General features: G+C 28.0%; 23 protein-coding genes and 1 riboswitch. Of the genes, 10 read left to right on the top strand and 13 right to left on the bottom strand.

Annotated elements, in window-relative coordinates; genetic code table 11:
- Position 1: 1 nt before the first annotated feature.
- Entirely contained in the window at positions 2-892 is an 891-nt protein-coding gene (locus tag R3X25_RS12685) for a hypothetical protein (protein WP_317675291.1), read from the bottom strand.
- Positions 879-1,847, bottom strand: coding sequence for a stage II sporulation protein M (locus tag R3X25_RS12690; RefSeq protein ID WP_317675292.1), 969 nt, complete (start codon positions 1,845-1,847; stop codon positions 879-881). The genes R3X25_RS12685 and R3X25_RS12690 overlap by 14 nt, the downstream gene beginning before the upstream one ends.
- A gap of 106 nt (positions 1,848-1,953) precedes the next feature.
- Between R3X25_RS12690 and R3X25_RS12695 the strand changes: the two genes are divergently transcribed.
- From R3X25_RS12695 to R3X25_RS12710, 4 genes are all read left to right on the top strand, one after another.
- Entirely contained in the window at positions 1,954-2,673 is a 720-nt protein-coding gene (locus tag R3X25_RS12695; RefSeq protein ID WP_317675293.1) for an RDD family protein, read from the top strand.
- Between the two features lie 92 nt (positions 2,674-2,765).
- A complete protein-coding gene (locus R3X25_RS12700; RefSeq protein ID WP_317675407.1) occupies positions 2,766-3,371 on the top strand; it encodes a trimeric intracellular cation channel family protein in 606 nt (201 codons plus the stop codon).
- A gap of 2 nt (positions 3,372-3,373) precedes the next feature.
- The gene (locus tag R3X25_RS12705) at positions 3,374-4,006 is read left to right on the top strand and encodes a CoA pyrophosphatase (protein ID WP_317675294.1); all 633 of its coding nucleotides are present in this window, start codon (positions 3,374-3,376) and stop codon (positions 4,004-4,006) included.
- A gap of 36 nt (positions 4,007-4,042) precedes the next feature.
- On the top strand, positions 4,043-4,870 hold the full coding sequence (locus R3X25_RS12710) for a lysophospholipid acyltransferase family protein (RefSeq protein ID WP_317675295.1): 828 nt from the start codon (positions 4,043-4,045) through the stop codon (positions 4,868-4,870).
- Between the two features lie 44 nt (positions 4,871-4,914).
- Here the strand turns inward: R3X25_RS12710 and R3X25_RS12715 are convergent, their stop codons facing one another.
- Positions 4,915-5,385 (bottom strand): Dps family protein, encoded by a 471-nt coding sequence (locus R3X25_RS12715; RefSeq protein ID WP_317675296.1) that lies wholly within the window; start codon positions 5,383-5,385, stop codon positions 4,915-4,917.
- Between the two features lie 122 nt (positions 5,386-5,507).
- Here R3X25_RS12715 and R3X25_RS12720 point away from each other — a divergent pair, with 122 nt between their 5' ends.
- Complete coding sequence (locus R3X25_RS12720; protein WP_317675297.1) at positions 5,508-6,452, top strand: LysR substrate-binding domain-containing protein; 945 nt, start codon at positions 5,508-5,510, stop codon at positions 6,450-6,452.
- On the opposite strand, the gene R3X25_RS12725 is transcribed toward R3X25_RS12720, so the two are convergent.
- Entirely contained in the window at positions 6,449-6,661 is a 213-nt protein-coding gene (locus R3X25_RS12725; RefSeq protein ID WP_317675298.1) for a hypothetical protein, read from the bottom strand. The two genes, R3X25_RS12720 and R3X25_RS12725, sit on opposite strands and share 4 nt — an antisense overlap.
- 74 nt (positions 6,662-6,735) lie before the next feature.
- The gene (locus R3X25_RS12730) at positions 6,736-7,002 is read right to left on the bottom strand and encodes a hypothetical protein (RefSeq protein WP_317675299.1); all 267 of its coding nucleotides are present in this window, start codon (positions 7,000-7,002) and stop codon (positions 6,736-6,738) included.
- Between the two features lie 545 nt (positions 7,003-7,547).
- Between R3X25_RS12730 and R3X25_RS12735 the strand changes: the two genes are divergently transcribed.
- Positions 7,548-7,907: a hypothetical protein gene (locus tag R3X25_RS12735; protein WP_317675300.1), complete on the top strand. Its 360-nt coding sequence runs from the start codon at positions 7,548-7,550 to the stop codon at positions 7,905-7,907.
- Between the two features lie 42 nt (positions 7,908-7,949).
- On the opposite strand, the gene nrdD is transcribed toward R3X25_RS12735, so the two are convergent.
- Both nrdD and nrdG read right to left on the bottom strand, forming a co-directional pair.
- Complete coding sequence (gene nrdD / locus R3X25_RS12740; RefSeq protein ID WP_317675301.1) at positions 7,950-9,827, bottom strand: anaerobic ribonucleoside-triphosphate reductase; 1,878 nt, start codon at positions 9,825-9,827, stop codon at positions 7,950-7,952.
- 3 nt (positions 9,828-9,830) lie between these two features.
- Complete coding sequence (gene nrdG / locus R3X25_RS12745; protein WP_317675302.1) at positions 9,831-10,280, bottom strand: anaerobic ribonucleoside-triphosphate reductase activating protein; 450 nt, start codon at positions 10,278-10,280, stop codon at positions 9,831-9,833.
- Positions 10,281-10,393: 113 nt separating this feature from the next.
- Positions 10,394-10,591: riboswitch (cobalamin riboswitch) on the bottom strand.
- A 98-nt stretch (positions 10,592-10,689) separates the two neighbouring features.
- On the opposite strand from nrdG, the gene R3X25_RS12750 reads away from it, so the two are divergent.
- The 3 genes from R3X25_RS12750 to R3X25_RS12760 are packed head-to-tail and all read left to right on the top strand — an operon-like array spanning position 10,690 to position 12,560.
- Positions 10,690-11,697 (top strand): adenosine deaminase, encoded by a 1,008-nt coding sequence (locus tag R3X25_RS12750; RefSeq protein ID WP_317675303.1) that lies wholly within the window; start codon positions 10,690-10,692, stop codon positions 11,695-11,697.
- A gap of 33 nt (positions 11,698-11,730) precedes the next feature.
- Entirely contained in the window at positions 11,731-12,321 is a 591-nt protein-coding gene (locus tag R3X25_RS12755) for a hypothetical protein (protein ID WP_317675304.1), read from the top strand.
- A 29-nt stretch (positions 12,322-12,350) separates the two neighbouring features.
- Positions 12,351-12,560, top strand: coding sequence for a DUF2892 domain-containing protein (locus R3X25_RS12760; RefSeq protein WP_317675305.1), 210 nt, complete (start codon positions 12,351-12,353; stop codon positions 12,558-12,560).
- 61 nt (positions 12,561-12,621) lie between these two features.
- Here R3X25_RS12760 and R3X25_RS12765 read toward each other — a convergent pair whose 3' ends face one another.
- Together R3X25_RS12765 and idi are read right to left on the bottom strand one after the other, a co-directional pair.
- Positions 12,622-13,032 (bottom strand): 6-pyruvoyl trahydropterin synthase family protein, encoded by a 411-nt coding sequence (locus tag R3X25_RS12765; protein WP_317675306.1) that lies wholly within the window; start codon positions 13,030-13,032, stop codon positions 12,622-12,624.
- Between the two features lies 1 nt (position 13,033).
- Positions 13,034-13,552, bottom strand: coding sequence for an isopentenyl-diphosphate Delta-isomerase (idi, locus tag R3X25_RS12770; RefSeq protein ID WP_317675307.1), 519 nt, complete (start codon positions 13,550-13,552; stop codon positions 13,034-13,036).
- A 104-nt stretch (positions 13,553-13,656) separates the two neighbouring features.
- Here idi and R3X25_RS12775 point away from each other — a divergent pair, with 104 nt between their 5' ends.
- Positions 13,657-15,243: a peptide chain release factor 3 gene (locus R3X25_RS12775; protein ID WP_317675308.1), complete on the top strand. Its 1,587-nt coding sequence runs from the start codon at positions 13,657-13,659 to the stop codon at positions 15,241-15,243.
- Here the strand turns inward: R3X25_RS12775 and R3X25_RS12780 are convergent.
- The 4 genes from R3X25_RS12780 to cysS form a co-directional block, all read right to left on the bottom strand.
- Positions 15,240-16,886, bottom strand: coding sequence for a MutS-related protein (locus R3X25_RS12780; RefSeq protein ID WP_317675309.1), 1,647 nt, complete (start codon positions 16,884-16,886; stop codon positions 15,240-15,242). The genes R3X25_RS12775 and R3X25_RS12780 overlap by 4 nt on opposite strands.
- A gap of 21 nt (positions 16,887-16,907) precedes the next feature.
- Positions 16,908-17,723 (bottom strand): prolipoprotein diacylglyceryl transferase, encoded by an 816-nt coding sequence (lgt, locus tag R3X25_RS12785; protein WP_317675310.1) that lies wholly within the window; start codon positions 17,721-17,723, stop codon positions 16,908-16,910.
- A gap of 29 nt (positions 17,724-17,752) precedes the next feature.
- Entirely contained in the window at positions 17,753-18,016 is a 264-nt protein-coding gene (yidD, locus tag R3X25_RS12790; RefSeq protein WP_317675311.1) for a membrane protein insertion efficiency factor YidD, read from the bottom strand.
- A gap of 151 nt (positions 18,017-18,167) precedes the next feature.
- Entirely contained in the window at positions 18,168-19,646 is a 1,479-nt protein-coding gene (gene cysS / locus R3X25_RS12795; RefSeq protein WP_317675312.1) for a cysteine--tRNA ligase, read from the bottom strand.
- Positions 19,647-19,786: the final 140 nt, after the last annotated feature.

Genomic DNA, 19,786 nt, shown 5'->3' on the forward strand with positions numbered 1-19,786 from the left:
GTTATTCTTCAGAATTGTTACTTCCTAAACTATCAATACGCTCAAAAGTACCTGTTAAGTTTTTTTGTTCATTTAAATCGTAATAAATAAATACTGATGAGATTAGTGTTATAGAATATAAAATGAATTGAAAAACATACGAGCCAATGTTTAAAATTAAATAAATTGGATCTTTAAATAATGAAAAAACTGCAGTTGGATCTTCTTCACCTACCATAGTTCCCATTTTAATCATTTGATAAATAAATGCTGGCACAGAAAAAACTTGACCTAAAACTCCTACTAACATTCCAACAACTATCACAACTCCAAAAGTATTCCACCATTCTCCACTTATTAAAGTAAAACTATGTGAAAAAGAATCTCCAATATTTTTTCCTTCAAAAATCATAATTGAAAATGCTAAAGACAATGTAATTCCTAAATAAATTCCTGGAAGGTAGCATAAAAATGCACCTAATATTACACATATAGTTACTAATACTGCTAAACCTAAAAACGACCAAACATTATTAAATACATTTTGTTTTACTTCAGCAAATTCTACTTTTCCATTATTTTGAATGTAAGATTTTATAAAAAACAAAGATGACATTGACATTAAGCCATATAAAACAACATATATTAAAATTAAAATTCCTACTCCAGAAAAAATCTTTGTCATAAAACTAAACGGATCTCTATCTATAGCGTCTAATTCACTAAAAACATCTGAAAGCGACATCATATAAAACACTAAAAATGCAAGTGCAACTATTAAAACTGGTCCGGTTATTTTTAATACCGTTAAAAAATATTCTTTCCAGTTTTCTCTAATAAAAGCAAATGTATCTGAAATAATTGCTCCTAAATCTCTTTCCTTTTTAAATTCTATAAAGCTATTGTTCTCCATGTTGAAGTTGTTTGGTTAGTTGAATTGGGTAAATAACGTAATAATATATAATTGAGGTTAATGAACCTATAATTATCAAAATTGCAAGCCAATCTGGCATTTCGGTATGTCTAGTAACAAAACCTTCTAAAAAACCAGCAATAATAAAAAATGGCACTGTACTTACCATTATTTTTAATCCGGCTTTAAAACTTTTTTTAAACGAAGCTAAACGCGTATGTGTTTTTGGAAATAATAAACCGTTACCTAAAACTAAACCTGCACAACCTGCTATTACAATAACAGATATCTCTATAGTTCCATGAATCCAAATAGTTCTAGAAGATTCCCACAATAAACCCTTATCATAAAAGAAATATAAAAAAGATCCAAGCATAATTCCATTTTGCATCATTATCCATAATGAACCTATTGAAAATAATATACCTAACAAAAAGGCATACATAGCTACTTTAATATTGTTCAACGTAATTGACAAAAACATATCCAGTTCATTTGCTTGTTTATAAACCGCCATTGGATCACCATTTTCTATATTATCCAATGTCATATTTACATAATTATCTCCCATTATTAAACGAACAAAATTAGCATCGGTCGATGCTGAATATGCTCCAACAATACAGAAAAAAGCAAAGGTTACAAAAGCTATTAGCAGTTGCTTGTGATATTTAACAAATTCTAAAGGAAATTCAGTTTTAAAAAAAGTAACCAATCTATTTTTACTTTCTTTTTGAGTTTTGTAAATTTTTTGATGCGCTTTTGATGCTACACCATTTAAATAAAAAACAGTATTACTTTTAGGATAAAAAGTTTTAGCATAACTTAAATCATCAGTAACTTCAACATACAAGTCGGATAATTTATCAGGAGAAATCTGTTCTTTATTATCTAGAACATTTTCAAATAATAGCCATTTTTTTTTATTTCTTTTTACAAAGGATGCTTCACGCATTTTTTTTATTTTTGTGAACTAATTTCTTTTTCATAGAGGTTAGCTATTTAAAGTAACGAATGTAGAAAATCAAATTGTATCAGCCAAAAAGATTGTTTAGAAAAATATGGATAATTTTCACATAGAAACCGCACAGAATGTAACCATTCAACAAAATGTAGCTTCGTTAAGTTTAAGAATTGGAGCTTTTGTAATTGATATGCTTTTTATTGGAGCATATTATATTATTATTTTTTTTATGATGAGTTGGTTAGATTTTTTAGGAGAACGCGAATTAATGGTAGCTTGGGTGTTATTTGGACTACCAACATTTTTCTACAGCTTGCTTTTTGAAGTTTTTATGAACGGCCAAACACCAGGTAAATATTTTAATCAAATTAGAGTTACTAAAATTGACGGTTCAAAACCCACTTTTGGAAGTTTTTTAATTCGATGGGTGTTACGTATAATTGATATTAGTCTTTCTTCTGGATCTATAGCTATTTTAACCATTTTATTAAATGGTAAAGGGCAACGTTTAGGAGATATAGCTGCAGGAACAACTATTATTTCTGAAAGAAAAAAAGTAACCATTAATCAAACACTCAATGTTGATATTCCTGAAGAATACAAACCTACATTTCCACAAGTTACGTTGCTTTCAGATATGGATATTCAAACTATTAAAGAGCTGTATTTCAAGGCTAAACGAAGAGGAAACCACCAAACTATTGTAAAGTTACATGCCAAAGTAATTGAATTAACAGGGATTACAACAGAAATGAAACCAGTTGATTTTGTGGGCGTTATAATAAAAGATTACAATTATTACACTCAACAAATGTAGGTAATTTACGATGTTTTTGAGTTAATTTAATAACAATCTGAATCGAGGGATTCAATATATTTGCACCAAAATTTAACAAATAAAAAATGTCTATTTTTGAGATACTAGATATTACTGGAGTTGTAGCTTTTGCTATATCAGGAGCACTTGTTGCTATAGGTAAACGATTTGATCCTTTTGGCGTATTTATTGTTGCTTTTGCAACATCTGTTGGAGGTGGAACATTAAGAGATGTTTTAATAAACAGACCTGTTTTTTGGATAGAAAATGTGCATTATTTTTATCCAATTTTTATTGGTGTTTTATTAGCAATACTATTCAGAAAAAAATTAAAACTTTTAAGTAAATCATTATTTTTATTTGATACTATTGGTTTAGGTTTATATACAATTGTTGGAACTGAAATTGGTATTTTAAATAACCTTCACCCTATTATTTGTATTTCGCTTGGAACTATCTCTGCAGCGTTTGGAGGTGTAACGCGTGATATTTTATGTAGCAAAATTCCTATTATTTTTAAAAAAGAAATTTACGCTACCGCTAGCATTATTGGATCTATTGTATTTTTAACACTTTCGCATTATAAAATCGATGAAACTATTTCATATATTTTAACTTCAGCAATTGTTATTGCAATAAGATTAATTGCTGTACGTTTAAAAATGCAACTACCAACATTTTATACAACAACAGTTTAAAAATGAATTTTATTGAGTTTGAACATATAATTTCTAAAATTGAAACTAGCAAATTAGGTGGTTTAGAAGCTCAATTTAAATTAGCTCCAAGGTTACGACTTCAATATAATGAAGAATTTATTGCAAATGCTAATCCAAAAAAAGCTGCTGTACTTGCTTTGTTTTACCCAAACTACTTAAATGAAACTTGTTTCTTATTAACTTTAAGAGCTAGTTATAAAGGTGTACATTCAGCTCAAATAAGTTTTCCCGGAGGTAAATTTGAAAAAGAAGATACTACATTAGAAAAAACAGCACTTCGAGAAACTAACGAAGAAGTTGGCATAAACTCAAAATACATAAAAGTTTTTAAAGAAGTTACAGATGTTTACATTCCGCCTAGTAATTTTTTAGTAACTCCATATCTTGGTGTTACTTTAAAACAACCTAATTTTATAAAAAATGAGGAAGTTGAAACACTTATTGAAGTAAAATTATCTGATTTATTAAATAGCAATTCTATTACAACTACCAACGTAACAACAAGTTATATGCAAAAGGTTGAAGTACCTTGCTTTAAACTTAACAAATATATTGTTTGGGGAGCTACAGCTATGATGTTAAGTGAGATTAGAGAGTTATTTAAATCCGTTTAAATTTTGTAAATTTGACGCAACCAATATACCAACTAAATGCCTTTATTTAAAAAAAACCCATTTGGACATTACTTGTTCATTAAAAGATGGATTATTAGAATTTTTGGATTAGTTTCACATGGAAGATATAGAAGATTTAACAATCTTCAAATTGAAGGTTCTGAAATTATTCGAGAATTACCAGAAAAAAATGTATTATTTATATCTAACCATCAGACTTATTTTGCAGATGTAGCAGCAATGCTTCATGTATTTAATGCTTCATTAAAAGGAAGAATAGATACCCTAAAAAATGTTGGTTATATATGGAAACCAAAAACAAATATTTATTATATAGCGGCTTCAGAAACTATGAAAGCTGGATTACTGCCAAAAATATTTGCTTATGTTGGTTCTATTTCCATTCAAAGAACATGGAGAAGTGAAGGAAAAGATGTGAATAGACAAGTAAAAATGAGCGATATTAGTAATATTAAAAAAGCTTTAGATGATGGCTGGGTTATTACATTTCCTCAAGGAACTACTACTCCATTTAAACCAATTAGAAGAGGAACAGCACATATTATTAAAACATACAAACCTGTAGTTGTACCTGTTGTAATTGATGGTTTTAGAAGATCTTTTGATAAAAAAGGCTTATTGATTAAAAAACGAAATGTTTTACAATCAATGGTTATTAAACAACCTATGGAAATTGATTATGAAAATGAAACTATTGAAGAAATTGTAAAACGTATTCAAGTTGAAATTGAACAAGATCCTTCATCATTAAAAGTTATAACTCCTGAAGAGTATTTAGAACGAGAAAATGAATTGAATGAAAAACGAAAATTTTGGAAACATAACCAAAAAAAGCCACAATAATTTGTGGCTTTTTTTATGTTTAGTTTATAGTATAAAGAAGAAGTTTATTGTAACCAAGCGTTTAACATCCAAACTGTTTTTTCTTGCTCACCAATAAAATCACTCATCATTGAGCTTGTACCTTCATCATCAGCTTCACCAGATGCTTCTAAAATATTTCTTTCGATTTTTAATAATTCACTTAAAGAACTTACAACTAATTTTACAGACTCAACATCATTTGTAATATTTTTTCCTACAGGAACAGTTGCTGTATTAGAATAATCAACAAAGGTATGCAATGGTGTTCCTCCTAAAGTTAAAATACGTTCAGCAATCATATCAATTTTTTCTTGAGAATCTGTATAAAATTCTTCAAATTTTTCATGTAATTGAAAAAAACTTTTCCCTTTTATATTCCAGTGTAAACCTCTTAAATTTTGGTAATACACTTGAAAATTAGCTAATAACCCATTTAAATCTTCAGTTAAAACTTCTGTTTTCTTTTTGTCTAATCCTATTATTGTTGTATTCATTATAATATATTTTATAATTATTTATTTGTTATTTTTTCTAGTACAAATATGATTAAAAAAAAACAAAAATTTGCATAATTACAATCGATACTTTTAATATCTTTATCACAAATATTTATAACATGACCATTACTCAATTAAAATATGTTTTAGCTGTTGCTGAATACCGAAATTTTACAATTGCATCAGAACATTGTTTTGTTACACAACCAACTTTAAGTATGCAAATACAAAAACTTGAAGATGAATTAGAGACTAAAATTTTCAACAGAAATAAAAAACCAATTCAACTTACTGAAATTGGAGAAAAAATAATTGAGCAAGCAAAAATAATTGTTGATGAAAGTAATAGAATTACAGATATTGTTGATCAACAAAAGGGATATATAGGAGGAGATTTTAAACTTGGTATTATTCCAACTATTATGCCTACACTATTACCACTATTTTTAAAAGTATTTATAAAAAAATATCCGAAAATTAATTTAAAAATAGAAGAGTTAAATACCGAAGATATTATCAAAAAACTTTCTGATGGTTATTTAGATGTTGCTATAGTTGCAACTCCGCTAGAAAACGAAGCAATTAAAGAGCGTGTTATTTATTATGAGCCATTTGTTGGTTTTGTTCCAAAAAAACATCGATTATTTAACCAACTAAATATTAATGTTGATGAATTAGATGTAAGTGATATTTTATTATTAAAAGACGGACATTGCTTTAAAGAAAGTATTTTAAATTTATGTAGTACCCTTGGAAATAAAAACAACAACTTTCAATTGCAAAGTGGTAGTTTTGAAACATTAACACAACTTTCAAAAGAAGGTTTGGGTATGACATTACTACCGTATTTACATACTTTAGAATTAAAAGAAAATGATAAGATACATTTAAGAGAATTTAACAAGCCTGTACCAGCACGTGAGGTAAGTATTATTTATCACAAATCACAATTAAAGCAACACATGGTTGAAGCATTAAAAACAACAATTGATAGTGTTATTAGAGGTGTAATTGCTTTTAACGATGTTAAAATTATAAGTCCATTACAAAAAAAAGGAGCTTAAAAGCTCCTTTTGGTATTTTCTACTAAAGCCAAACAAGGCGTTAATTCAGGTTTATTAGAAGTAAACTCCTTCAACCATACAACTAATTCCTTAACTTCATAGGGTAACAATCTATTGACTGCTTTTTGTAACTCTTTTTTAAATAATTCTTTATTAAAGCTAACTTTTTGAAGTACAATTTTAGTGTACTCGTACATTGCTCTTGCCATAAATAATTAGGTTTTAATTGGTATATTTAAGAACGTAATAATTACTACAATTATTATATAAATATACAAAAAAGTTATAACATATTTATTTTATCTAATAAATTATTAGCTGATGTTTCCAACTCTGCGCCTATAGCTTTAAAGTGTGCTTTTTTGTTTTCAATTCCTTTAGCGTGCATTTTCTCAATTAAGCCGTCAAAAACAACTATTGACTCATCTACAATTGCTTGAGATTTTTTAGTGTCTGCCTTTGGATTTTCCAATTCCCAAGTGTAACACTCTTGAATAATATCGCCTAAAACGAAATTAATATCTTTTTTTAAATTTTTAATACTTGCCATAATTGGTTCAATTTTAATTTTAGCAAATTTAGTGAAACTTAATTTAGTAATTCTTTAAAGTATTCTAAAAAAACACAGTAAAATATATTAAATACTTGTTAAATTTTTAACAAACAACACATTTTACATTAAATTAATACTCCAATTAGTGTTTTTTTTAATAATTATTTCTATTTTTGAGATAGATATGAAAGTATTTAACAACATATACACAATTTGTCTAACCAGCGTCTCATCGATTTATAAGTCGATGTTTTCATCTGTTGCAATGCAAAATTTAAAACAACAACACGTATACGTTTCAAAAAGCACTTTCAAATTCAAAAAATGAATTTAGAATATACCAAAATATTTAAAAGGTGCTTTTTGTAAAAAGCACCTTTTTTTTATGCAATAATTTAATAATTAAAAACAAAAATTATGAAACATTTTAAACTACAACAAGTCTGTTTATCCAACCTTCAAATGCAGCAAAAAACTTTAATTGCAAATATTAACACACCTATTCCAATACCTATAAGTATAAATCCATAAATCAATTTGTCATGAAAATTCCAGAATATAAAATTGCTACACCAAAAACAAACTTCACTGTAACTGATCAATTTGTAAATAATAGTAAAACCTTATTGCCTAATGTTCTATTTAATAAAATTGAAGAATTTGCTAATTCTACAATTCACGAACATTTTAATGAAGTTTATACTAATGCAGAATTTTACAAATTACAAATGTTGAAAAATGCCTTTTTGAATGATACTATAAATGTATCGGGTCAAATTAAACAGCTAAACAAAACAGATTTGCATTTTCAAGTATATGCCGCTACTAACACTACCTCAAATACCATATGCAAGGTTGTATTTAAGTTTAAGTTAAAAAACAAAACCTCTAAAATATCTTAAAAACTAAAAAAAGGCTGTAACTTAATAGTTACAGCCCTTTTTTTAATTAAAGGTGCTATTTACTTTATTGTAGGTCAAAAATTTCTTTATCTTATTTGTTCTAGCTTCTTGTAGTTTTTCATTAGTAGAAAAATTAGAAGGTTTTATAGTATTGTGGTAATATCTTAAACTTTGTTCTTTCTGCCTATGAGAACTAAAACTAGAAACACGTTTTAAATATCCTATTACTCTAGTTCCATAATCAACATCTGTACTTTCACACTTACTACATTTAATTAAAGTGCGCTTATCAATATGATTACATTTATTACAAATGGTTATTTTTATATTAAAACAAAAGTAATTACAACCAGCAACTGCAGCTGCATTTATTAGTTTTAAAAACCCTTGTTTATTAGGCGCTTCTTCTAAATTTAAATGCAAAGCCGAACCACCATCTAAATATTGAATAGTTTCTTTACCATGAAGCATAATTTTATCTAATGTATTCATAGTTTCATCTTCCACAGCATAAAAATAAGAGTTGTAACAATCTCTGTTTACTTTTAATCCATCTTCCCTATCCCATTTTGCATTTTTTACACCTAAATTTTCTGCAGGAACAAATTCGGTATTAAACATATAGCCAAACTTTTTTTTAGCTTCTTTATTTACATCAAAAATTATTTTTAAATTTTCTTGAACAAAGCTTTTATACTCTTCAGAGTTTTGTGCTTTTATACCTAAACTTTCAGCTGCTTCCACCATTCCATTTATACCAATAGTTAAAAATTGTTTATCTAATGAAATAAATCCTGCTTGATAAACAGGTAACATTCCAGCTTGTTTATACTCTTCTATTAATTTTCTATACGCTACTTGATAATTATGAATTTTTTCTATTTCACTTTTTAAATCTTTACCTTTCTGAATCAAGCGGTTCATATTAAGCGTAATAACATTTATAGAACCAGTTGCAACACCACCAGCTCCTAGTGAGTAACTAAATGTATTGTCACTAATTTCATTACGTAACCTACAACACGATGCTAAACTATCTGCATTTTCAGATTGGTAAATAAAAAACGAATTCCCTTCACTCAATTCTTCAGCACACATATTGGCAAAATCATTATCAACTGGTTTTCCATCTTTTACTAACATAGCTGCAGTAACAACTGGAAAAGTTAACACTGCTTTTTCACGTTCAGCATTAAACCATTTCATAAAAAATTGCTGTGTTTTTTTTAAATGTTCCCAACTAGGTTTAGACATGTCAGGAAACACAAAATCTCCAAACATACTATTAAAATACGCTTCATCATATAATGAAATATTCCAAAAAACAGATTGGTAACCTCTGGCTGCCGCTGGTTGATTTATAGCATACACCGCATGCTGTAAATGATTTGAAACTAATTTACCGTTTGTTTCTAAATAATTATCTCCATAATCTTTACGTGCAAAATAATCGAAATACATCAAAAACTCCACAGTAGCTAAAGCGCCAGCAAATTGAGAGCTAATTGCAAAAACTAAATTCACAAATTCTCCGCAAAAACTCTCTAAATGCTGTGGTGCTTTGCTTTCTCCTCCAAGTTTTGTTAATCCATCAAACAAAAAAGGATACATACTTATTGATACACAATAGGGTTTTAATGAAGTTTCATCGTGTACATATATTTCATGATTTTCAATCTGGCGGATATATTCTTGTGATAAATCCTCTCCAAACAATTCACTTATTTTATTTTTAACCAAACTTCTATTTACCTGAATATTAATATCTTTATTCAATTCAGCTTCCATAGTTGCAATGTTTTTTGAAGTTACATTTGCGTTGGCATCAACAGCTGAACCATCTGCGGCATTATTTGAATTAATATAATTTTGAATGAAATTAATTTTTTTTGCAAGCTGTTTTTCAGATAATCTAATCATAGTTTAATTTTTTTTAAATAATTGGTTTAATAGTTGATTGGTTTTAACTTCTCTAAATTGTTGATTGGTTTTTGGAGAATCTAAACCGCCTAATTCTTCAATCCATGGTCCTGTTTTTATCCAAGTTAAATGTTGAGTTATTGAATTAGAAATTGATAGTTCTCCTGAATATAAACAAGTTGTAAAATTTTGAGATTGTGCTATTTTTAAATAGTTAATTAATTCTTTCTCATGCCATTCTCCTCCCATAAACAAAATACAAGTTGCTAAATTTTTATACTTTTTTAAAGTTTTTCTATACAACTCTTCTGATAATAACTTTCCATTATTCATATTCCATAAGTAACTAGAATGACAGCCTTTACAGTTTAATTTACAACCACAAATAGAAAAACAGATGCTAATTTCACCCGGAACTTCTTGCATGGTTATTGTTAAATCAGAATAATTCATTTTTATAAAAATTACATATACAACATCACATGGTTTAAAACCAAGTGAATTGAACAATTACTAAATATTGCTTTCTATAATTTATTTCAACAAAATCTTTCTCCCGAAGATTTTATTTCTTGTTGAACTCTGGCAGGTCTTCTGACTTACTTTAGTTTTACGCCTTCCCGTAACTTAATATTGACAGTGGCAAAAGATGTAAAACAGTACTTTAAAGCTTACAGCTGCGGGAACAGTTATGGATTCTCACCATATTCCCTTTTAATCCTACAACAATTTGTTGTAGCGGAACCAAATTCATTTTCAAATTTATAAAGATTTTGAACTCGAAATAAAGTGGACAAATTAATCTTATTAACGAGTTATAAACAAAATTGAAAAACCTGAATTAAATAATTACTTTTGCGCTATGATTAATTTTATAGAAAAACTGCCTAAAGCAGAATTACATTTACATATTGAAGGTACTTTTGAACCTGAATTAATGTTTGAAATTGCTAAAAGAAACAACATTAAAATTCCTTATAACTCTATTGAAGAAATTAAAGAAGCCTATAAATTTAGCTGCTTACAAGATTTTTTAGATATTTATTACCAAGGTGCAAATGTTTTAATTACTGAAAAAGATTTTTACGATTTAACCTATAGCTATTTAGAAAAATGTGCCGAGCAAAATGTATTACATACAGAAATTATGTTCGATCCACAAACACATACACAACGCGGTGTTAAATTTGAAACTGTAATAAATGGAATTTCAAAAGCTTGTAAGGATGCTGAAAAAAACTTGAATGTTTCTTCATTATTAATTATGAGTTATTTACGCCATTTAAGTGAAGAAGATGCATTTAAAACTTTGGAACAATCACTACCTTTTAAAAATAAAATTACGGCTGTAGGTTTAGACTCTTCTGAAAAAGGAAATCCTCCATCAAAATTTATAAAAGTTTTTGAAGCTTCTATAAAAGAAGGATATATTCCTGTAGCTCATGCTGGTGAAGAAGGTGATGCAGATTACGTTTGGGAAGCAATAGATTTACTAGGCATTAAACGTATAGATCACGGAAATAACTGCTTGCAAGATGAAAATTTAGTGGCTGATATTATTGAAAGAGATTTAGCTTTAACTGTTTGTCCATTATCAAATACTGCACTAAAAGTTGTTGAAGATTTAAAAGATCATCCTTTAAAAAATATGCTAAAAAAAGGACTAAAAGCAACCATAAACTCTGATGATCCTGCATATTTTGGTGGACAAGTAAATCAGAACTTTATTGAAATTCAAAAAGCATTAGATTTAACTAAAGAGGAAATTTATGAACTTGCTAAAAATTCTTTTCAATATTCTTTAGCTTCAGATGCTAAAAAAGAAGCATTTATAAAACAATTAGAAATTTACTACAACAACAATAAGTAAAAATAAGGTTCGTTATAGTTCAAAACATATATTATGAGAAATTTTTGCTTAACAGCAATCGTATTATTATTTATTTCAACTTCGGTATTTAGCCAAGCAACCAAAAAATTTATAGATACAGGTTCTGTTGAAAATCAGTTTGAATATTTATTTAATAAATCTAATAAATATCAACAATATAAAGTAGTTCCTTCAACTTGGATATTAAAACTGAAAAAAAATGTATCTGATTCATTAAAAGTTTCAGAAAATGAAATTATAGTCAACTATAAAACAATAAGCTCGCAAAAAAGTAAAATTGATAGTTTAACTACAGCTATTGCAAGTGCAAAAGAAACTGTAACTAGTTTAACAAATGAAAATCAAAGTATTTCACTTTTAGGTCTTCAAATAAAAAAAGGACTTTTTAAAACAATTATGTTCTCTATTATTGGAGGTTTAATTGCGTTATTAATTATTTTTATTGGTAGATTTAAGCAAAGTAATTCAATTACCAAAGAAGTTAAAGATAGATTGAAAGAGACTGAAGAAGAATTTGAAAATCATAGAAAAACTGCTCTTGAACGTGAACAAAAAGTACGTAGACAGTTACAAGATGAACTGAACAAGCAAAAAAAAGAGTAACTTTAGACTTTAACTAAAAACAATCAATTATGAAAAAAAACATGGGTTCTGCAGACAAAATAATTAGAGTTATTATAGCAATTGTTATAGCAGTTCTATATTTTACTGGAACAATATCAGGAACTGTGGGTATAATTGCATTAATAATTGGTGGTGTATTTTTATTTACCAGTGTTATTAGTAATTGTCCCTTATATTCTATTTTTGGAATAAATACTTGTAAAGTTCCTAAAAAATAAAACTTAAAAAAAAAGCCTGCTAAAATTTAGCAGGCTTTTTTTTACATTTCTTTCTTAAATTTTACTCTCCAGAATACACTACAAAATTTCGAGGTGTTTCATATAAAGTAATAGTAATTTCTAGTTTAGCATCAATTTTGGAACGTAATTTATTCCAAATAATTACTGCAATATTTTCAGCAGTTGGATTTAACGTTTTAAATTCTTCAACTTCTTCATTTAAATTTTTATGATCAAATTTTTCCTCAATTTCAGTTTCAATAAGTTGTTTTAAAACTTTCATATCCATTACAAAACCTGTTTCTGGATGAATCTCACCTTTTACAGCTACAATCAACTCATAATTATGCCCATGATAATTAGGGTTGGCACATTTACCAAAAACAGTTGCATTTCTAGCATCTGTCCATTCAGCGTTGTACAATCTATGAGCTGCATTAAAATGTGCTTTTCTATTAACAGTTACTTTCATATTATTGCTTTATAAATTCATAGAATTTTTCAAAAATAATCTTAAACCATTCGGTATAAATTTCTGGTTTTTCAGCCATATCTTTTTTTACATCTTCAACCAACATCCATTTAAAACTTTCTACCTCTTCCCTATTAATTATTGGGTCTTCATTATAATACCCAACCATTACATGGTCCAATTCGTGTTCAGTTAAACCATTATCAAACGGTGCTTTGTATATAAAAGAAGTTTTTTCTTCTAACTCACACACAAATCCCATTTCTTCTTGTAAACGCCTTTTCCCTGCTTCTAAATTACTTTCACCATTGCGTTGATGACTACAACAAGTATTTGTCCATAATAAAGGTGAATGATATTTATCCGCTGCCCTTTGTTGCAACATTAATTCGTTTTTACTATTAAATACAAATACCGAAAATGCTCTATGAAGTAAGGCTTTTTCATGAGCTTCCATTTTAGCCATTAAGCCTATTTGCTCATCATTTTCATTTACTAAAATTACTTGTTCTTCTGCCATAGCTACAAATCTACAAAATTGACTTTATAAGTCGGTACTTTTAGTAAACCTTACTTTAGATTTTTCAACTATAAAAACTATATTTGCACCACAAAATTTTATAGATGAGCTTTTTAAAAGAAATACAACGCAGAAGAACTTTTGGTATTATTTCGCATCCCGATGCTGGTAAAACTACTTTGACTGAAAAACTATTACTTTTTGGTGGTGCCATACAAGAAGCAGGAGCTGTTAAAAGCAATAAAATAAAAAAAGGTGCTACTTCCGATTTTATGGAAATTGAACGCCAAAGAGGAATTTCTGTTGCCACTTCTGTATTAGCTTTTATTTATAAAGATAAGAAAATCAATATTTTAGATACACCAGGTCATAAAGATTTTGCTGAAGACACATTTAGAACGTTAACTGCCGTAGATAGTGTTATTGTAGTAATTGATGTTGCAAAAGGTGTTGAGGAACAAACTGAAAAATTGGTTGAAGTTTGTAGAATGCGTAACATTCCAATGATTGTTTTTATAAACAAATTAGACCGTGAAGGTAAAGATGCATTTGATTTGTTAGATGAAGTTGAACAAAAACTTGGTTTGCGTGTTACTCCTTTGAGTTTCCCTATTGGAATGGGTTACGATTTTAAAGGAATTTACAATGTTTACGAAAAAAAGATTAATGTTTTTTCTGGTGATCATAAACAAACTGTTTCTAAAGGTGTTGAATTTACAGATATTTCTGTTCCTGAATTAGATGAAATTGTTGGAAATAAAGCTGCTGAAACTTTACGTGAAGAGTTAGAATTGGTTCAAGAAGTATATCCTAAATTTAATAAAGAAGAATATTTATCAGGTAAATTACAACCTGTATTTTTTGGTTCAGCTTTAAATAATTTTGGTGTTAAAGAATTATTAGATTGCTTTATTGAAATTGCTCCCTCACCTCAACCAAAAAAATCGGAAGAGCGTTTGGTAGATTCTAAAGAAGAAAAATTAACAGGTTTTGTGTTTAAAATTCATGCAAATATGGATCCTAACCACAGAAATAGATTAGCATTTATAAAAATTGTTTCAGGAACTTTTAAACGAAATGCGCCATACTTACATGTTCGTTTAAATAAAAAAATGAAATTCTCAAGTCCAAATGCATTTTTTGCTGAAAAGAAAGAAATTGTAGATGAATCTTTTCCTGGAGATATTGTAGGTATACAAGATACAGGTAATTTTAAAATTGGAGATACATTAACCGAAGGTGAAAACTTAAACTTTAAAGGTATCCCAAGCTTTTCTCCAGAGCATTTCCGTTATGTAAATAATGCTGATCCTTTAAAAGCAAAACAACTATATAAAGGTTTAGATCAATTAATGGATGAAGGTGTTGCACAATTATTTACGTTAGATTTAAACGGAAGAAAAATAATTGGAACTGTTGGAGCTTTACAATATGAAGTAATTCAACATAGATTAGAACACGAATATGGTGCAAAATGTAGTTACGAAAATTTACCTGTACATAAAGCGTGTTGGGTAGAACCTGAAGATGAGAAAAATGAAGAGTTTAAAGAATTTAAACGTGTAAAACAACGCTTTTTAGCTAAAGATAAACAAGGACAATTGGTGTTTTTAGCAGATTCTGCTTTTACTATTCAAATGACACAGAGTAAATATCCAACCGTTAAACTTCACTTTACTAGTGAGTTTTAATTAAATGTGGTTTCAATATCTCTAGCATCATCTATTATTTCAGAAGGATACTTATACAATTCTAAAATTTTAATTGCATTTCTAGTTTTTAACTTACCTTCTTTTAATTTGTGATCAAATATTAATTGCTGATTTTCAATTTTTTCTGAAAAATGAAATAGCTGATAGTTTTCTGTTTTTAATAAATCGGTTAGTTCAATATCATGCGTAGAAACCAAAACTACATTGTTTCCTTTATTTAGATAAGATAAAATAGCTTTTCCACCCGAAATCCGCTCAACAGTATTTGTTCCTTTAAAAATTTCATCTAAAATAAATAAACAAGGTTCAGCTGTATTTGATTTTGAAATAAGTTCTTTTATTGTTAAAACTTCTTCTAAATAATAACTTGTATTGTCTAGTAAATCATCCGTAATTCGAATAGAAGAATAAATTTTAAAATATGGTGCATTGTACTCTTTTGCAAAACAAATATTTAATGTTTGAGCTAAAATAGCGTTTATAGCAACTGTTCTTATAAAAGTAGTTTTACCTGACATATTGGAGCCAGTTAGCAGTAAACTTTTATTGTTTAACAGTACATTATTTAAAACACAATTCTCTATTAGCGGATGTGAAATTTGATTTACTACAACTTGTTTTTTATTTGTAAATTCAGGCTCACATAACTGTAAACTATCTGATTTTAAAGAAGCTACAGATATAGCTGAATCAATTTCTCCAATAAACTGAAATAATTTATTAATACTCTTTTTTTCTTTAGTTACAGCATCTACAAAAGAGAAAAAGAATATATATTCAACCATAAATTGAATTTTAATTAATTCAATTAATAACCAAATAGGTAACGCATATTCATTTACTAAATAATTTTCAAATCCTATAAATTCAGTTTTTAACTGAATTGAATTCACTTTTTTTAGAAATGAAAAATAGGTGTAATGTTGCTTTACTTCATTAAAATTTGAGAGTTGTTTCCCAACTTTTAATGCTTTAGAAAGTTGATTAACTGCACTAATATAATAGGTTACATTCTCTTTATTTTTGTAATGAAAAATTGTATTTATAAAAAAAAGAGGAAGTAGAAAAAGAAAAAATATAGGATTAAAAAAACCTAAAATTATAAATAAAATAGATCCAATTGACGAAGCATAAATCAATTTTAAATATTTAGGTTTTGCAATAGGTTTTTCAGTAATAAGTTTTTCTAAATCATACGAATTATGAGAACTCAATTTTGATAAAATTAGTTGACACTTTACAGCATTGCTTTTATTCTTTTTAAAAGCATTAGTTAATTTACCAAAAGCTACTAAATTTTCTAAACTACCAATTGTTCTGAATTTAAAATATAAAAATTGTTGCCCTACTTTAGAGGTAGTTCTATCTATAGATTTAAAAACTTCATCAATGTCTAAATCAGACTTTACTTTATCCGAGACTCTATGAAAAGGCTTATAATTAGGCTGGTAATTATTAAAATAATTCGCAATTAAATTAAAATTGTAATAGCTGTTTTTTTTAGGTTTTCCCCAATTTTTTAATAATTCTTTCTTTAATTTTTTATACTTCTTTTTATTAGAATAATTAGAAATTAAAAAATAAACAGTAATAATTATAGCAAGTCCTAAAACCCAATTCATAGCAAATGGTTTTAGTAATTATTAAGCTTTTGTTTTTCTAAACATAAAATATAAACCTATCATTACCAAAGGAATACTTAACCATTGACCAGTATTTAATGCCCACGTAGCTCGATCATCAACTTGTGCTTCTTTAAAAAATTCTATTACAAATCTAGCTGAAAACGTTAGCGCAAAATACAATCCAACCAAATAACCTAATTTTTGTTTTTTGTCTGTTTTCCAATAAACAAACCAAAGAATAGCAAATATTACAACGTAACATATTGCTTCGTATAGTTGTGCTGGATGACGCGGAAAATCTTCACCTAAACGTTGAAAAACAAAACCATAATCTGAATTTGTAGGTTTTCCAATAATTTCAGAATTCATTAAATTTCCTAATCGCACAAAAGCTCCACCAATTGCTGATGGAATTACAATTCTATCTAAAATAAATAATACTGGTTTTTTTAGAATCTTTTTACTAAAATAGTACAGTGCTAAAATTACTCCAATAGCTGCTCCATGACTTGCTAAACCCGCAAAACCCGTAAACTTAAATGTTGGTGAAAACTGAAAAGGTAAAATTACTTCTAACGGTCTTTCTATTAAAGCTGCTGGTTCATAAAACAAGAAATGTCCTAAACGTGCTCCTATTAAAATAGAAAGCACCATATACATAAATAGTTTATCTAACAACTCTAAAGGAAGTTTTTCATTAATAAAAATCTTCTTCATTAAATATAAACCTAATGTAAACGCAATTACAAACATTAAACTGTAATAACGAATGGCAAACGAGCCTATTTTAAATAATTCTGGTGCTGGATTCCAATCTATTTGTAAAAATGTCATATATAATTTATTGTGTAAACTTTAATTGTTTAATTAGTTTTCTTTTGTTTTTCTTCCTCATTCTCCGGAACTGGATCATAACCACTTCCTCCCCAAGGATGACAGCTTCCTATTCGTTTTAAAGCTAACCAACCACCTTTTATAATACCGTGTTTTTGTAAAGCTTCCAGCGTATAACTTGAGCATGTTGGAGAATATCTACAACTCGATGGTGTGTAAGGCGAAATTGCTGCTTGGTAAAAACGTACCAACCATATAAATGGAATTGCTAGTATTTTGGTTACTTTATTCAAATTTTACTATTCAAATTTGTTGTTTCAAAAAAATCGTCAACCTAAACTTATTTCAGGCTCATACTATATATGTGTAATAACTTGGTGAGATTCTGAAACAAGTTCAGAATGACATATTGCTATTTTTTGAATTTTAAAATTATTCTTTTTCCTAATTCACAGAAAAAGATGTTCCTTCTTTTCCATCTTTTAGCTGAATTCCTAAATCGGCTAATTCATCTCTAATTTTATCAGATAATGCCCAATCTTTATTTTCTCTAGCTTGTTTACGCATATCAATTAGCATATCTACAACACCAGACAATTTATCTGAACTATCTTGTTGCAATTCATTCTGAAGTCCTAAAACGTCAAAAACAAATGCATTAATTGTAGTTTTAAACGCTGCTAAATCTTCAGCAGAAATGGTTGCTTTTTTCTCTAATAATAGATTTACAAACTTAACGGCATCAAACAAATTAGCAATTAAAACTGGTGTGTTAAAATCATCGTTCATAGCATTGTAACATTTCTGTTTCCATTCAGAAATATTTATTGATGATTCTTTACTAGCTTCAATTTTATCTAACGATGAAACTGCTTCCATTAATTTTATATAACCTTTTTCTGAAGCTTCTAACCCTGTACTTGTAAAATCTAAAATACTACGGTAATTAGCTTGCAACATAAAAAAACGAGTTGCACTTGGACTAAATGCTTTGCTTAAAATTTTATTATCTCCAGAAAATATTTCATTTGGTAAAATGAAATTCCCAGTAGATTTTGCCATTTTTTGACCATTTAAAATCAACATATTGGCATGCATCCAATAATTTACAGGATTTACACCATTTTTAACTTTAGACTGCGCAATCTCACACTCGTGATGCGGAAATTTTAAATCCATTCCACCACCGTGAATGTCAAATGTTTCACCTAAATATTTTGTACTCATAGCTGAACATTCTAAATGCCAACCTGGAAAACCATCGCTCCAAGGTGAAGGCCAACGCATAATATGACGTTCATCTGCTTTTTTCCATAGCGCAAAATCTTGTGGGTTCTTCTTTTCAGATTGTCCGTCTAACGTTCTTGTATTATGAATAGAATCTTCAATATTTCTTCCTGAAAGAATTCCGTAATGTTCAGTTTCGTTGTACTTCAATACATCAAAATACACCGAACCATTTACTTCATAAGCCAAACCTTTATCTAAAATATCTTTTATAATTTCAATTTGCTCAACAATATGTCCTGTTGCTGTAGGCTCAATACTTGGTGGTAAATTATTTATTTTTTGAAGCGTTTCGTGGAAATCAACTGTATAGCGTTGCACAACTTCCATAGGTTCTATTTGTTCTAAACGTGCTTTTTTAGCAATTCTATCTTCACCTGCATCAGCATCATTTTCTAAATGGCCAGCATCGGTAATATTTCGAACATAACGTACTTTATACCCTAAATGTTTTAAGTAACGAAACACCATATCAAAAGACATAAACGTTCTTACGTTACCTAAATGCACATTGCTATAAACCGTTGGTCCACAAACGTACATTCCAACTTTACCTTCAACAACTGGTTTAAATTCTTCTTTTTTCTTGGTTAAAGAATTGTATATTTTAAGTGTATTTGTTTTATATAATTCCATTAATTAATGCTTCTATTTAAGTGTGTAAATATACTAACAATAAATAAATGAAACGAAGTTTAATAAATTTTAAAAAAACCTTAACTTATCTAGACTAGATAATTGATTAACAGTTATAAAATAAAAAAATAATGGTAAAA

The sequence above is a fragment of the Lutibacter sp. TH_r2 genome (assembly GCF_033101135.1).
Taxonomy (GTDB): Bacteria; Bacteroidota; Bacteroidia; order Flavobacteriales; family Flavobacteriaceae; genus Lutibacter.

Coding starts and splice junctions, on each gene's coding strand:
- R3X25_RS12775 (WP_317675308.1), top strand. CDS start 13,657: ATGAGCTTTTTAAAAGAAATACAACGCAGAAGAACTTTTGGTATTATT.
- R3X25_RS12710 (WP_317675295.1), top strand. CDS start 4,043: ATGCCTTTATTTAAAAAAAACCCATTTGGACATTACTTGTTCATTAAA.
- R3X25_RS12765 (WP_317675306.1), bottom strand. CDS start 13,032: ATGAAAGTAACTGTTAATAGAAAAGCACATTTTAATGCAGCTCATAGA.
- nrdD (WP_317675301.1), bottom strand. CDS start 9,827: ATGATTAGATTATCTGAAAAACAGCTTGCAAAAAAAATTAATTTCATT.
- lgt (WP_317675310.1), bottom strand. CDS start 17,723: ATGACATTTTTACAAATAGATTGGAATCCAGCACCAGAATTATTTAAA.
- R3X25_RS12750 (WP_317675303.1), top strand. CDS start 10,690: ATGATTAATTTTATAGAAAAACTGCCTAAAGCAGAATTACATTTACAT.
- R3X25_RS12760 (WP_317675305.1), top strand. CDS start 12,351: ATGAAAAAAAACATGGGTTCTGCAGACAAAATAATTAGAGTTATTATA.
- R3X25_RS12735 (WP_317675300.1), top strand. CDS start 7,548: ATGAAAATTCCAGAATATAAAATTGCTACACCAAAAACAAACTTCACT.
- R3X25_RS12715 (WP_317675296.1), bottom strand. CDS start 5,385: ATGAATACAACAATAATAGGATTAGACAAAAAGAAAACAGAAGTTTTA.
- R3X25_RS12755 (WP_317675304.1), top strand. CDS start 11,731: ATGAGAAATTTTTGCTTAACAGCAATCGTATTATTATTTATTTCAACT.
- R3X25_RS12690 (WP_317675292.1), bottom strand. CDS start 1,847: ATGCGTGAAGCATCCTTTGTAAAAAGAAATAAAAAAAAATGGCTATTA.
- nrdG (WP_317675302.1), bottom strand. CDS start 10,280: ATGAATTATTCTGATTTAACAATAACCATGCAAGAAGTTCCGGGTGAA.
- R3X25_RS12685 (WP_317675291.1), bottom strand. CDS start 892: ATGGAGAACAATAGCTTTATAGAATTTAAAAAGGAAAGAGATTTAGGA.
- cysS (WP_317675312.1), bottom strand. CDS start 19,646: ATGGAATTATATAAAACAAATACACTTAAAATATACAATTCTTTAACC.
- idi (WP_317675307.1), bottom strand. CDS start 13,552: ATGGCAGAAGAACAAGTAATTTTAGTAAATGAAAATGATGAGCAAATA.
- R3X25_RS12705 (WP_317675294.1), top strand. CDS start 3,374: ATGAATTTTATTGAGTTTGAACATATAATTTCTAAAATTGAAACTAGC.
- R3X25_RS12780 (WP_317675309.1), bottom strand. CDS start 16,886: ATGAATTGGGTTTTAGGACTTGCTATAATTATTACTGTTTATTTTTTA.
- R3X25_RS12720 (WP_317675297.1), top strand. CDS start 5,508: ATGACCATTACTCAATTAAAATATGTTTTAGCTGTTGCTGAATACCGA.
- R3X25_RS12725 (WP_317675298.1), bottom strand. CDS start 6,661: ATGGCAAGAGCAATGTACGAGTACACTAAAATTGTACTTCAAAAAGTT.
- R3X25_RS12730 (WP_317675299.1), bottom strand. CDS start 7,002: ATGGCAAGTATTAAAAATTTAAAAAAAGATATTAATTTCGTTTTAGGC.
- R3X25_RS12695 (WP_317675293.1), top strand. CDS start 1,954: ATGGATAATTTTCACATAGAAACCGCACAGAATGTAACCATTCAACAA.